The following is a 12562-nucleotide window of genomic DNA, read 5'->3' as shown; positions in this document are numbered from 1 at the left end:
AGCGGCTATGCCGGACACGAGGGCGCGTCGGCAGGGCGGCGTGATGGATTGAGGGCGAGGGCAGGCGATGAACGCAGTCGATTTGGGTGTCAACCTGTTCGTGACCCTGTTCGCCCTGCTGGACCCGATCGGCAATCTGCCGATCTTCGCCGCCGCAACAGCCGGGGCGACCCTGCGTCAGCGGATTTCGGTCTCGGCCCTGATCTGCGCCTTCGCCGCCGTTTTCCTGGCCTTCTTCTTGTTCACGGGCCTGGGTCTGTTGCAGTTCTTCGGCATTTCGCTGGCGGCGTTCCGCATCGCGGGCGGCATATTGCTGCTGTTTCTGGGGCTGGACATGGCCCGCGGCGACTTCCTGGCCATGTTCGCCGACAAGGATGCGCTGGCCGATTCCAAGGACGTGCGCGGCTATGCCCGCCGACGTTTCCAGCGTCTGGTCGTGCCCTTCGCCATTCCGCTGATGATCGGCCCCGGCGCCATTTCGGCGGTCATCATCCAAGCGGGGGAGGCGGCCAAGCTGGGCTACGCCGGGACCATGGGGTCGCTGGTGGCGATCGCGGCGGCCTGCGCCGTCTCCTTCGTCTGTTTCGCCCTGACCGGGTCGCTCAGCCGCCTGCTGGGCGAGGTCGGCATGGCGATCATCGTCAAGGTGCTGGGCCTGATCCTGTGCGCCCTGGCGATCCAGTTCATCCTGCTGGGCCTGGGCGAGGCAATCCCCGGCATGATCTCCGGCGCGGTGACGACGCCCTATCCGGCGACCAAATAAGACGTCAGTCCGCCTCGTCCTCGATGGCGTGGATGTCGTCGTCCGTCAGGCCCAGATGGTGACCGATCTCGTGGATCAGGACGTGGGCGATCAGTTCGCCGATCCCCACGTCGCCGCGCTCGCACCATTCGTCCAGGATAGGGCGGCGATAGAGGAAGACCCGCGACGGCTCGGCCGCCGGTCCCAGGCTGTCGCGCTGGCCGATGTCCACGCCATGGTACAGGCCCGTCAGCTCGAACGGATCCTCGATCTCCATCTCCGCCAGCGTCGCTTCGTCGGCGAAGTCGTCGATGCGGATGACCACCTCGCCCGCCGCATCTTTAAACGGTCCGGGCAGGGCGTCGAACGCCTCTTGAGCCAGGCGGGCGAAGTCATCGAGAGAGGGGGCGATCGGGTCGGTCATGGCCGCGATATCGCCGCCCCGACGCTCTGCCGCAACGGGGCGCGATGACGCGATTACGAGACTGCCGCTTTTTCGCGCGCTTGGAGTATGGTTAGCGAATCGGGGCTGAGACTCTTCTCCAGGGACACGAATGGCCGAGGCCGACATCGCCTATGTCGCCACAGCGGGCGCAGCCGGACTGGCCATGGCCGTCAGCGCCTGGGCCTTGCTGCTGCGTGGGCGGTTGCACGAGACCGCCGTCGCCGCCGAGCGCGAGCGGGTCGAGGCCCTGGCCGACCTCAGCCGCCATGACGCCATGCTGCGCGCCTTCGACGACGTCAGCCTGGCCCTGACGCCGGACGGGCAGGCGGCTGGTCTGCCGATCGGTTCGGCCGAACTGATCGCGCGGCTGGCGGGTGAAGACGCCGAGGCCGGGGCCGCCGTCCTGAACAAACTCCGGATCACCCACGGCGCGCTGATCGACGCCCTGGTTCACGAAGGTCAGGCGTTCGAAGGTCTGGTCGCGCTGGACGATGTGGAGCCCTGGCGGATCGAGGGACGGGTCGCGGGCGGTTCGGCCTGGCTGCGGCTGTCGCCCGCGTCGCGCTTCACCCTGACCGGGGCGGATGCGACCGAGAGCGGCCTGGCCCTGCTGGGCGACGCCTCGCCCACCCCGACCTGGGTCGTGGACGGGACCGGCAAACTGGCCTGGGCCAACCGCGCCTGGCTGAACGAGACCAATGCCGAGAGCATCGACGACGCCGTCGAAAAGGGCGTGTCCTTCGACCGCGGCGCCGACGCCCTGGTCGCCGAGGCCGCGCGGCTGGGCGTGCGCCAGGAGGGCTTCCGCTGGACGACCGGCGGGGGCGCGCGGCGCGCCTGGCGCATCATCGCCGAGCCGGCGGGCGGCGGCGCCGTCACCGCCTTCGCCATCGAGGTGACCGAGGCGGAAGAGACGCGCGATACCCTGCGCCGCCACGTCGACGCCCATGACGAAACGCTGAACCACCTGGCCGACGCCGTGGCCATCTTCGGCCCGCAAAAGCGGCTGGCCTTCCACAATACCGCCTTCCAGACCCTGTTCGACATCGACGCGGCCTGGCTGGACGAACGTCCGACCCATGCCGAGCTGCTGGACCGCCTGCGCCAGCGTCGCAGCCTGCCCGAGGTCGTCGACTACGCCGGCTGGAAGGCGCGGGAGCTGGAGTTCTATGGCGCATCGGAGGCTTCGCCGGACGACAGCTGGTCCCTGCCGGACGGGCGCACCTTGCGCGTCGTGCGCCAGCCGCACCCGCTGGGCGGCATTCTGCTGATCTTCTCGGACATCACCGACGAGCTGAAGCTGCGCAGCCGCTTCAACGCCCAGATCCAGGTCCAGCGCGCGACGCTGGACAAGCTGAACGACGCGGTCGCGGTGTTCGGCTCGGACGGCCGACTGCGGCTGCACAATGAGGCGTTTGAGACCTTCTGGAACCTGTCGGCGGACAAGATCGCGACGGCCTCGGACTTCGACGCCCTGGCCGAACTGTGCAAGGCCGTGCTGCCCGATCCCGCCCTGTGGCTGGGGCTGAAGGCGCGCGTCGCCGATCCCGATCCCGAAAGCCGCGTCGCCATCTCCGGCGAGGGCCGGACCGTGGACGGTCGCGTCGCCGCCTGGCAGACCCGCCCCCTGCCGGACGGCGCGACCCTGGTCGCTTTCTCGGACGTGACGGCCCGACGCGGGCTGGAGCAGGCGCTTGTGCAGCGCGAACAGGCCCTGGCTGAAAGCCAGGCGCTGAAGCGCGAGTTCGTGGGCAGCGTCTCCTATGAGCTGCGCACGCCGCTGACGACCATCGTCGGTTATTCCGAACTGCTGGAGACGATGGGCGACCTGCCCGAGCGCAGCCGCCAGCACGCGGGCGCCATCCGCATAGCCGCCAGCCAGCTTGCCCGCTCCATCGACGACGTGTTGGACATGGCCCAGATCGACGCCGGAGAGATGGAGCTGTCGCTGGGCGATCTGCGCGTCTGCGACCTGCTGAGCCAGGCCGCCGAAAAGGTCCGGGCGCGGGTCGAGGGGCGCGGCGCCACCCTGACCGTGTCCTGTCCCGCCGATCTCAAACCCATCCGCGCCGATGAACACAGGATCGGCCAGGCGCTGGATCATCTGCTGGAGAATGCGGCGCGCGCCGTGTCCGAAGGCGGGGCGGTCGAGCTGAAGGCCGAGACCGGCCCGTCCGAAATCCGCCTGACGGTGTCCGATACCGGGCGCGGAATCCCCTATCATTTGCAGGCCCACGTCTTCGACCGCTTCGTGCGGCGGGAGCGCGGCGGTCCCGGCGTGGGTCTGGCTCTGGTCAAGGCCCTGGTCGAACTGCACGGTGGCTGGGCCGAGGTCGAAAGCGAGCCGGGCAAGGGCGCCGCCTTCATCCTGCATCTGCCGCTGGGCGCCGCGACGACCGCCGCCGCGCCCGAGCTTCAGCTGGAAATCTAGCGCCGCGAGGCCTTCGAGGTGTCCCGCGCCGGGCCGAACTCGGCGCCGGCGTTCCATTCCGGCCACTGATCCCCGTCTGCCAGCTCGCGACCGACGGCATAGATCAGGGCCACATCGGCGGCGGCGGCGTCCATCGTCCAGGTCGAATCCCATTCGTCCGTAGGCTGATGATAGCGGTTCTGGACATAGTCTCGGCTGGCCGCGCTGGCGCCGGTAAAGCCCGCCGCCGGGAACAGGGCCGGTACGCCCTTCAGCGCCAGGGGGAAGTGGTCCGAACGATAGAAGGCCCCGGCCTGGGGCGCCGGATCGGCGATCAGGGTGCGGCCCGTCTCGGTCGCGTGGCGCGCCAGAATGTCGTCCAGCTGGTTCTTGCCCTTGCCGATGACGACGACGTTGGGGTCGATCTCCGTGCCCGGCAGCAGGCTGTCGACGTTGATGTTGGCGACCGTCGTCTCCAGCGGCCAGACCGGATTGGCGGCGTAATAGGTCGAACCCAGCAGGCCCGCCTCCTCGCCTGACCAGGCGGCGAAGACGACCGATCGTTTCGGGCGCGGACCTCCGGCGAAGGCGTGGGCCAGTTCCAGCAGGGCCGCGACGCCGGTCGCATTGTCCACCGCCGCATTATAGATCTTGTCGCCCTGGGCGTTCGGCGTGCCGACGCCGTAGCCGTCCCAATGGGCCCCGTACATGACGGTTTCGTCCGGGCGTTCGGAGCCGGGAATGCGGGCGATGACGTTCTTGGTTTCCACCTTGTCGGCGATCTGGCCGAAGTCGACGCTCATCGTCAGGCCGGGCAGGACGACGGGCTTGAAATCGGCGCTGCGCGCGCTGTCCTTCAGGGCGGCGAAGTCGAGGCCGGCGGCGGTGAACAGCTCTTCCGCCTTGGCGCGCTGGATCCAGCCCTGGAACGCCGCGCGCTCGGCGTCGGGGTTGGCGCGCACGATGTCGAACTTGGGCGCGGCCGATGAGTTCTGCAGCGTCGACCAGGGATAGCCCGCGCCAGCCGTCTCATGCACCACCAGAACGCCCGCCGCGCCGCGACGACCCGCCTCCTGGAACTTGTAGGTCCAGCGGCCATAGAAGGTCATGGCGTTTCCGTCGAACTTGCCCGCGACCGGATCCCCGTCGGGCGCCTGGAAGTCAGGATCGTTGACCAGGACGACGATGACCTTGCCGCGCACGTCCACGTCCTTGAAATCGTCCCACTGGCGCTCGGGCGCCGTCGCGCCATAGCCCACGAAGACCACGGGAGCGTCGGTCACCGTGATGTGGTTGGTCGGCCGGTCGCTGGACACCAGAACGTCGGGACCGCGCTGCAGGCTGATGGTCTTGCCGCCAACGGTCGCGGCGACGGTCGCCGGACCGTCCTGGCGCGTGCGCGACAGATGGGCGACCTGGACGAAGGCGCCGTCCGGCCCGCCGCCCTCGGCCCCCGCCGCCTTGAACTGTTCGACCAGCCAGGCGACGGTCTTTTCCTCGCCGGCCGAGGCGGGCGCGCGGCCTTCGAAATCGTCCGACGCCAGAACCCGAACCGACTCATTCATCCGCGCGGCGTCGATGTTCGGCGCCGTCTCCTGCGCCAGAGTTGGAGAGCAGGCTATCATCAAGGCCAGGATGGAAGCAGCGGGGAGGGCGTGGCGCATCGGATACTCCTGATCGAACCGCGCGACCCTGCCTTTCTCAGTCCCGGCTGTCGAGCCAATCGATGACGCCCTCGGCCGCGACGACGGCGGAGGCGAAGCTGGCCTGAAGCAAATAGCCGCCGGTCGGCGCCTCCCAATCCAGCATCTCGCCCGCGACGAAGACACCCGGTCGCGCGACCAGCATCAGCCGCTCGTCCACGGCGTCCAGTTCGACGCCGCCCGCCGAGGAGATCGCCCGCTCCAGTCCCTGTACGCCGGTCAGGGTCAGCGGCATGGCCTTGATCCGCTCGGCCAAGGCCCGAGGCGAGGCGGGCAGGGGGCCGGCCTCATACAGCAGGGCGACGGCGGCCGCCTCCAGTCCGACCACCTTGCGCAGATGGTTCGACAGGCTGGCCTTGCCGCGCGGCTTGGACAGACGGTCGGTCAGTTTTCCGATCGCCACATCGGGCTTCAGGTCGATCTGGATCTCGGCGCGCCCCGCCGTCTCGACCGTCGTCCTCAGCGCCGCAGACAGCGCATAGATGGCGCCGCCCTCGATGCCGTAGCGGGCGATCATCGCCTCGCCCCGCGCCGTCCGGTCGCCATGGGTGACAGCGACGCCTTTCAGCGGCTGGCCCGCGAACCGATCGCGGAACAGCGCCGACCAGGCCACGTCGAAGCCGACATTGGCCGGCCGGAACGGCGACACGGCGGCGCCCTGCGCTTCCAGCCACGGCGCCCAGGCCCCGTCCGAACCCAGACGCGGCCAGCTGGCGCCGCCCAGAGCCAGAACCACGGCGTCGGGCCGTTCCAGCCGCTCGCCCTCCGGCGTCTCGAACGCCAGCGCCCCGTCGCGCCAACCAGTCCAGCGCGAGCGCGTGCGGATATCGACCCCCTGCGTCTCAAGCCGCGCGAGCCAGGCCCGCACCAGGGGCGACGCCTTCATGGCCTTCGGAAACACTCGCCCGCTTGAGCCGACGAAGGTTTCCTGCCCCAGGGCCTCGACCCAGACGGTCAGGTCGGCAGGCGTGAACCGATCGATCCAGCCAGCGGCCGTCGGCTGGGCTGGACCATAGCGGGTCATGAACCGGTCCAGCGGTTCCGAGTGGGTCAGGTTCAGCCCGCCGCGCCCGGCCATCAGCAGCTTGCGGGCCACGGACGGCATCCGGTCGTGCACCACGACCGTCGCCCCCGCCTTCGCCAGCCGTTCGGCCGCCATCAATCCGGCGGGACCGGCGCCGATCACGTGAACCTGACGGGGCGATTTGATCATCGGCCCGCTTTGCCCGGTTGCTGTCGTGCTGGCTATAGGCGCCGTCATCGCTATGTTGCTGACCATGAGCGTTGCCTTCACCCGCGAAGAAGATCTGGAAGCCACCGCCGCCGACCTGGCGGACCGCCCGATCTCTCCCCATCCCAATCTGGTCACGCCCGAGGGGCTGGCCGCGATCGAGGCCGAACTGGCCTCGGCCCGCGCCGCCTATACGGCCGCCCAGGTGCAAGGCTCGATCGAGAGCGATCGCACCGCCATTGCGCGGGCGACGCGGGACCTCCGCTACTGGTCCGCACGGCGCGCCTCGGCCCAACTGATCGCGCCGACCGAGGACGATGGGGCCGTGCGGTTCGGGGGTTCGGTATCCATCGAGCGCGAGGATGGGCGCGCCCAAACCTGGCGCATCGTCGGCGAAGACGAGGCCGATCCGGCCGCAGGCTCGGTCAGCCATGTCTCGCCCCTCGCCCGCGCCGTCATGGGCAAAAGGGTCGGCGACGAGGTGACGGTGGCCGGTCAGTCGGCCGAGATCGTCGCGGTCGGCTAGACCTCAGTTCTGGGCGTCGTCGTCGCCCAGCATATCCCGCATCATGTCCAGGATCAGCTTCTGCTTGCGCGCAGGCAGGCGCGGCGCCAGGCGCGTGATCTCGACGCTGGTCTTGGTCGGACGGTGTTCGTGGTCGAAGGCGGGCGCCTCTTCGGCGACGCCCACCGTCGCGCTGCTGTAGCCGTCGAAGAAGAAGGGGATGCCGACCTTCATGAACTCGGCCATCTCGAACAGTTTCGAGGCCGAGACGCGGTTCGTGCCCTTTTCGTACTTCTGCACCTGCTGGAAGCTGACGCCGACGGCCTTGGCCAGGGCGGTCTGAGTCAAGCCAAGGTCGAGACGCTTTTCCTGAACGCGCCGGCCGACATGGCGATCGACGGGATGCGGATCCTCGTCCTTTTCACGCGCCATGACGTCCCCCGGAAATGCTCAAATCGCTGCGCCGTTTGAGCGAACCCTAGATCGTAAAATCAACGGCCACAAGGATAGGACGAGCGCTGCCGCAAGGCCGATGAAGAACAGAAGGTCGCCGAACCGACCATAGGGCGTGACGCCCGTCGGACGGGGCAGGGGTGCGTCGATAACGCCCATGACGCCGGGCTCCAGCCGTTGGCCCTCGACGATCCGGCCCCACGGGTCGATCATGGCCGAAATGCCGGTCGGGGTGGCCCGCGCGATGGGCAAGCCGGTCTCGATGGCGCGATAGCTGGCCAGATTCAGATGCTGGCGCGGGCCCGAGGTCGCGCCGAACCAGGCGTCGTTCGACGCATTGACGATCCACTCGGGCCGCCCTGCCGCGCCGGGCGTGAAGCCGGGATAGAGGCTCTCGTAGCAGATCAGAACCTGGGCTGGCGGAGCGCCCGGAACCGAAATCGGGGCCGGCGTCGGTCCGGCGGAAAAGTCGCTGGGCATATGCACCAGGCTGCGCAGGCCGATGGAGGTCATGATCGACCCCAAGGGCAGGTATTCGCCGAACGGCACCAGCCGGTGCTTGTCATAGACGGCGGCGACCCGAAGACCCGCCCCGCCTTCGTCGGCCAGGGCGAACAGGCTGTTGTAATAGCGCGCGCCCTCGGGCGCGGTCAGGTCCGGCTCGCCGCGCGCCAGACCCATCAGCAAGGTCTGTCCGGGACGCAGGGCGCCCGCGATGGCCTGGGCGTCGGCCGAGGCGAAGACGTCGTTGGCCGAGGCGGGCAGGGCGCCTTCGGGCCAGACCACGACATTGGGCGTCCGCGCCGCCGCCTGACCCGTCAGGGCGACATAGCGATCGACGATGGAGCGATAGGCCTCGGGCGACCATTTGGTTTCCTGCTTCACATCAGCCTGAACCAAGCGCACGACTGTGTCGGTGAACTGAAGATCCGACTGCGCCAGCCTGACGGCGCCGAAGCCGCCGACGGCGATCAGGGCCAAGGCGCCCAAGCCCGCAGAGATCAGGCGGCTGCGCTTGTCGCCCGGCCCGATCAAGGGCGCGAAGGCCGCCGTGGCCGCGACCGTCACGAGGCTCAGCCCATAGACGCCGACGACCGAGGCGAACTGGGACATGCCGCCGCCCGCGCGCCAGGTCGCGCCGGCCGGATTCCAAGGAAAGCCGGTCAGCACATGGCCGCGCAACCATTCGGCCGCGCAGAACAGGGCGGCGAACAGCAGCACCCGCACGGCTCCCAGCGGCGCGAACCGACGATAGAGGGCGCAGGCCGTCCCCCAGAACAGACCCAGGCCCGCCGGCAGCAGGCTGGCCGCGAACGGCGCCATCCACGCCTGTTCGGGATTGACGAAAAACGCCTCGGCCACCCACCAGCAGCCGACGAAGAAATAGGCGAACCCCGCCAGCCACCCCATCCAGAAGGCGCCGCGCGCCGTGTCGGACCGCTCCGACAGGATCATAAGCAGCGGATAGCCCAAAAGCCCGATCAGCACTCCGAACGGCGGATGGGCGAAGGCCGTCCCGGCGCCGGCCAGCAGCGCCAGAACGATGCGGATCAGCCGCCACGTCAGGGCGCGTTTCCTGTCGGGCAGGGCGCGGATCGGGGCCGCGAAACGGTCCAGCAGGGCGTCGGGGAACATCGGGTCAGTCCTGCTCGGCGATATAGGGGTCGGCGACGCCGATCTGGGCCAGGATTTCGCGCTCCTCGGCCTCCATCTCCTCGGCCTCGGCGTCGTCTTCGTGGTCGCGGCCCAAGAGGTGCAGCACGCCGTGGACGACCAGATGGCTCAGATGATCGGCCAGGGTCTTGCCCTGCGCCTCGGCCTCGGTCGCGCAGACGCCGTAGGCCAGGACGATGTCGCCCAGATGCGGAAACGCGTTTTCCGGCGCCGGGAAGGAAAGGACATTGGTCGGCCTGTCCTTGTCGCGAAACCGGCCGTTCAGCTCGCGCACGGCATCGTCGTCGGTCAGCAGGACGACGATGTCGCCCTCCACCGTGCCCAGCGACGCTTGCGCCGCGCGTTCGACGACGGCCTCGGTGTCCGGTAGGGCGGCGGTCCAGGCCTCGGCCTCGATTTCAATCTCGATCATGCGAGGTCTTCGAGGTCCGGGGCGGGGCGTCCGCCATCCTGGCGAGAATTGGCGGCGTCGGCGTCATAGGCGCGCACGATCCGCTCGACCATGGCGTGACGCACGACGTCGGAAGCCTCGAACTTCAGGATGCCGACGCCCTGAACCCCGTCCAAGATCCGCAGGGCGTGGGCCAGACCGGAATCGCGCGGGTTCAGCAGGTCGATCTGCGATGGATCGCCGGTCACCACCATCCGTGCGCCCTCGCCCAGGCGCGTCAGCACCATCTTCATCTGCAGGCGGCTGGTGTTCTGGGCTTCATCGACAATGACGAAGGCATGGCTCAGCGTGCGGCCGCGCATGAAGGCGATCGGGGCGGCTTCGATCTCGCCCTTGTCGCGGCGACGCTGCACGTCCTCGGCGCCCAGAATGTCGTTCAGCGCCTCCCAGATCGGCGCCAGATAGGGATCGACCTTTTCGTTCAGGTCGCCGGGCAGGAAGCCCAGCTTCTCGCCCGCCTCGACCGCCGGACGAGTGATGACCAGCCGGTCCACCTGCCCGCGCCGCAGAAGCGATGCGCCATAGGCCGCCGCCAAAAAGGTCTTGCCGGTGCCCGCGGGGCCGACGCCGAAGCTCAGTTCGCACCGGCCCAGCATGTCCAGATAGGCGGCCTGCGCCTTGGTCTTGGGCACGATGGCGCCGCGCTTGCCGCCCGGCAGCGACACGCCCGCCGCCGCCATGCCGGGCGTGCCCCGACCGCCGCGCGCTTGGCCCAGAGCCGCTCGCACGTCGGCCTCGGTGACTTCGGCGCCCAAGGCCGCGCGCTTGGCCAGGTCCTCGATCACCTGGCGGGCGTCCGTGCGGTCGCGTGCGCCGCCGTTGACGGAGACCCCGCCGCCCGGAGCCTCGACCAGGACCTTGAACGCGTCCTCGATCAGGGCGACGTGGCGACTGTTCGGCCCGATGACCGCTCGCAGTTCGGCATCGTTCAAGGGGACGAATTCAGACTCACGCGCCATCAAGCGGCCTTTTCTTTTTGGGCTATCGCCGAGCCTGCGGGACCCGGCTGCTTGAGCCCGTCTGCTATGAGCCGGCCTGACAGACTGTTCTGCTGGCCGGAGATGATCTCGACCGGAACGATCTGCCCGATCAGATGATCCGCGTCATCGACGTGGACCGATTGAAGATATGGGGATCGACCGATCGCTTGGCGACGGTGGCCGTGCCGTCCCGGCTTGTCGAACAGCACGTTCAGCGTCCGGCCGGCTTGGGCGGCGTTGAAGTCGGTCTGCTGTTCCGTCAGCAGGGCGATCAGGCGATGCAGTCGGTCTTTGACGACGTCCGGCTCCACCTGTTTGCCCATGCCCGCTGCCGGCGTGCCCGGTCGCGGCGAATAGGCGAAGGCGAACGCCCCGGCGTAGTTCACACGCCGCACCAGATCCAGCGTGTCCTCGAACTCCCGATCCGTTTCACCGGGGAAGCCGACGATGAAGTCGCCCGCGATGGCGATATCCGGCCGCGCGACGCGGATCCGGTCGATCAGGTCGAAATATTTCTGACGCCCGTGTTTGCGGTTCATCGCCCGCAAAATCCGATCCGACCCCGCCTGAACCGGAAGGTGCAGATAGGGCATCAAGGCGTCCAGATCGCCATGCGCGGCGATCAACTCATCGGCCATGTCGTTGGGATGGCTGGTCGTATAGCGGATGCGGTCCAGGCCGGGGATCTCGGCCAAGGCATAGGCCAGTTCGGCCAGGGTCGCCTTGCGCCCGTCCGGCCGCTCGCCGTCATAGGCGTTGACGTTCTGGCCCAGCAGGGTGACCTCGCGCACGCCTCGATCCGCCAACTGCCGCGCCTCTTCCAGCACCGCCGCCATCGGTCGCGACCATTCGGCGCCGCGCGTATAGGGCACGACGCAGAAGGTGCAGAACTTGTCGCAGCCCTCCTGCACCGTCAGGAAGGCGGTCGGCCCCTCGGTGAAGCGGGCTGCGGGCAGGGCGTCGAACTTGTCGTCGGGAGCGAAGTCGGCGCCGATCCGCTCGCCCCGCGCCCGCGCCGTGCGGGTCAGAAGCTCGGGCAACTGGTGATAGGCCTGGGGGCCGACGACGATATCGACGGCCGGCTGACGCCGCATGATCTCTTCGCCCTCGGCCTGGGCGACGCAGCCGGCGACGGCGATGGTCAGGTCCCCGCCGGTCTCGCGCCGGATATCGCGCATCTCGCGCAGCTTGCCGAGCTCGGAATAGATCTTCTCGGCCGCCTTCTCGCGGATGTGGCAGGTGTTCAGGATGACGAAGTCGGCGGCCTTCACGTCGTCGGTGACGCCATAGCCCAGCGGGCGCAGCACATCGGCCATGCGCTCGGAGTCATAGACGTTCATCTGACAGCCGTAGGTCTTGATGAACAGACGTTTTTGGGGCGCCGTCTCGACTTGAGGAACCAGGGTCTCGGTCATCGTGGGCTTATGATCGCCCGCAAGCGCCGCGACAAGCCGAGCGTCAGCCCGCATCCACATCGGCGGGATCGACCCGCGCCGCATGGCGTGTGAAGATCAGGCCTTCGCGCTTGGACGGCTCGGCGCCCTCGATCGCAACGCCATAGAGCTCCAGCTTGTGGCCGATCAGCTGGAAGCCCAGCCGTTCCGCGATCTCGTTCTTCAACCGCTCGATCTCGGCGTCAAAGAATTCGATCACCTCGCCCGACTTGGTGTCGATCAGGTGGTCGTGGTGATCGTCGCCGGCCTCTTCATAGCGGCTGCGGCCGTCGCCAAAGTCGTGCTTCTCGACCACGCCCGCCTCTTCGAACAGGCGCACGGTGCGATAGACGGTGGCGATCGAGATGTGCGGATCGATGGCCGAGGCGCGACGATAAAGCTCTTCCACATCCGGGTGGTCCGCGGCGTTGGACAGCACCCGGGCGATCACCCGGCGCTGTTCGGTCATACGCATGCCGCGCTCGGCGCAGAGTTTTTCGATCCGGTCCATGCGCCTAGAATAGGGGCTTGGATC

12 protein-coding genes are annotated in these 12562 nt (G+C 68.6%); 3 read left to right on the top strand and 9 right to left on the bottom strand.

Features of this window, described 5'->3' with window-relative positions; translation table 11 throughout:
• Positions 1–67 precede the first annotated feature (67 nt).
• Positions 68–763 carry a MarC family protein gene (locus DT343_RS10470; protein WP_017505485.1) on the top strand — a complete coding sequence of 232 codons (696 nt, stop codon included), beginning with the start codon at positions 68–70 and terminating at the stop codon, positions 761–763.
• Between the two features lie 4 nt (positions 764–767).
• Here the strand turns inward: DT343_RS10470 and DT343_RS10465 are convergent, their stop codons facing one another.
• On the bottom strand, positions 768–1166 hold the full coding sequence (locus tag DT343_RS10465; RefSeq protein WP_112862847.1) for a metallopeptidase family protein: 399 nt from the start codon (positions 1164–1166) through the stop codon (positions 768–770).
• A 130-nt stretch (positions 1167–1296) separates the two neighbouring features.
• Between DT343_RS10465 and DT343_RS10460 the strand changes: the two genes are divergently transcribed.
• Entirely contained in the window at positions 1297–3618 is a 2322-nt protein-coding gene (locus DT343_RS10460) for a sensor histidine kinase (protein ID WP_112862846.1), read from the top strand.
• Here DT343_RS10460 and DT343_RS10455 read toward each other — a convergent pair.
• The gene (locus DT343_RS10455; RefSeq protein ID WP_112862845.1) at positions 3615–5261 is read right to left on the bottom strand and encodes a M28 family metallopeptidase; all 1647 of its coding nucleotides are present in this window, start codon (positions 5259–5261) and stop codon (positions 3615–3617) included. The two genes, DT343_RS10460 and DT343_RS10455, sit on opposite strands and share 4 nt — an antisense overlap.
• A gap of 37 nt (positions 5262–5298) precedes the next feature.
• Positions 5299–6513 (bottom strand): TIGR03862 family flavoprotein, encoded by a 1215-nt coding sequence (locus DT343_RS10450; RefSeq protein ID WP_112862844.1) that lies wholly within the window; start codon positions 6511–6513, stop codon positions 5299–5301.
• A gap of 64 nt (positions 6514–6577) precedes the next feature.
• Here DT343_RS10450 and greA point away from each other — a divergent pair, with 64 nt between their 5' ends.
• Positions 6578–7057, top strand: coding sequence for a transcription elongation factor GreA (greA, locus tag DT343_RS10445; protein ID WP_181669178.1), 480 nt, complete (start codon positions 6578–6580; stop codon positions 7055–7057).
• A gap of 3 nt (positions 7058–7060) precedes the next feature.
• On the opposite strand, the gene DT343_RS10440 is transcribed toward greA, so the two are convergent.
• Genes DT343_RS10440 through DT343_RS10415 form a run of 6 tightly spaced genes read right to left on the bottom strand, consistent with a single transcriptional unit; the run spans position 7061 to position 12538 of the window.
• On the bottom strand, positions 7061–7468 hold the full coding sequence (locus DT343_RS10440) for a helix-turn-helix domain-containing protein (protein WP_066625335.1): 408 nt from the start codon (positions 7466–7468) through the stop codon (positions 7061–7063).
• A gap of 18 nt (positions 7469–7486) precedes the next feature.
• A complete protein-coding gene (lnt, locus tag DT343_RS10435; RefSeq protein ID WP_112862842.1) occupies positions 7487–9124 on the bottom strand; it encodes an apolipoprotein N-acyltransferase in 1638 nt (545 codons plus the stop codon).
• 4 nt (positions 9125–9128) lie between these two features.
• Positions 9129–9575: an rRNA maturation RNase YbeY gene (gene ybeY / locus DT343_RS10430; RefSeq protein ID WP_112862841.1), complete on the bottom strand. Its 447-nt coding sequence runs from the start codon at positions 9573–9575 to the stop codon at positions 9129–9131.
• Positions 9572–10573 carry a PhoH family protein gene (locus DT343_RS10425; RefSeq protein ID WP_112862840.1) on the bottom strand — a complete coding sequence of 334 codons (1002 nt, stop codon included), beginning with the start codon at positions 10571–10573 and terminating at the stop codon, positions 9572–9574. The genes ybeY and DT343_RS10425 overlap by 4 nt, the downstream gene beginning before the upstream one ends.
• Complete coding sequence (gene miaB / locus DT343_RS10420; RefSeq protein ID WP_258522557.1) at positions 10573–12009, bottom strand: tRNA (N6-isopentenyl adenosine(37)-C2)-methylthiotransferase MiaB; 1437 nt, start codon at positions 12007–12009, stop codon at positions 10573–10575. Before miaB ends, DT343_RS10425 begins: the two co-directional genes overlap by 1 nt.
• A gap of 43 nt (positions 12010–12052) precedes the next feature.
• Positions 12053–12538 carry a Fur family transcriptional regulator gene (locus DT343_RS10415; protein ID WP_017505496.1) on the bottom strand — a complete coding sequence of 162 codons (486 nt, stop codon included), beginning with the start codon at positions 12536–12538 and terminating at the stop codon, positions 12053–12055.
• Between the last annotated feature and the right edge of the window lie 24 nt (positions 12539–12562).

This window comes from Brevundimonas vesicularis (assembly GCF_900445985.1).
GTDB classification, from domain to species: Bacteria; Pseudomonadota; Alphaproteobacteria; order Caulobacterales; family Caulobacteraceae; genus Brevundimonas; species Brevundimonas vesicularis_D.
Note: the sequence above shows the minus strand (reverse complement) of the source record. Positions and strands in the feature narration are given on the sequence as shown.

Excerpts from the sequence above, each read along its gene's own strand:
- DT343_RS10425 (WP_112862840.1), bottom strand. The coding sequence starts at position 10,573 with ATGGCGCGTGAGTCTGAATTCGTCCCCTTGAACGATGCCGAACTGCGA.
- greA (WP_181669178.1), top strand. The coding sequence starts at position 6,578 with ATGAGCGTTGCCTTCACCCGCGAAGAAGATCTGGAAGCCACCGCCGCC.
- DT343_RS10465 (WP_112862847.1), bottom strand. The coding sequence starts at position 1,166 with ATGACCGACCCGATCGCCCCCTCTCTCGATGACTTCGCCCGCCTGGCT.
- DT343_RS10455 (WP_112862845.1), bottom strand. The coding sequence starts at position 5,261 with ATGCGCCACGCCCTCCCCGCTGCTTCCATCCTGGCCTTGATGATAGCC.
- lnt (WP_112862842.1), bottom strand. The coding sequence starts at position 9,124 with ATGTTCCCCGACGCCCTGCTGGACCGTTTCGCGGCCCCGATCCGCGCC.
- DT343_RS10470 (WP_017505485.1), top strand. The coding sequence starts at position 68 with ATGAACGCAGTCGATTTGGGTGTCAACCTGTTCGTGACCCTGTTCGCC.
- DT343_RS10460 (WP_112862846.1), top strand. The coding sequence starts at position 1,297 with ATGGCCGAGGCCGACATCGCCTATGTCGCCACAGCGGGCGCAGCCGGA.
- ybeY (WP_112862841.1), bottom strand. The coding sequence starts at position 9,575 with ATGATCGAGATTGAAATCGAGGCCGAGGCCTGGACCGCCGCCCTACCG.
- DT343_RS10415 (WP_017505496.1), bottom strand. The coding sequence starts at position 12,538 with ATGGACCGGATCGAAAAACTCTGCGCCGAGCGCGGCATGCGTATGACC.
- DT343_RS10450 (WP_112862844.1), bottom strand. The coding sequence starts at position 6,513 with ATGATCAAATCGCCCCGTCAGGTTCACGTGATCGGCGCCGGTCCCGCC.
- miaB (WP_258522557.1), bottom strand. The coding sequence starts at position 12,009 with ATGACCGAGACCCTGGTTCCTCAAGTCGAGACGGCGCCCCAAAAACGT.
- DT343_RS10440 (WP_066625335.1), bottom strand. The coding sequence starts at position 7,468 with ATGGCGCGTGAAAAGGACGAGGATCCGCATCCCGTCGATCGCCATGTC.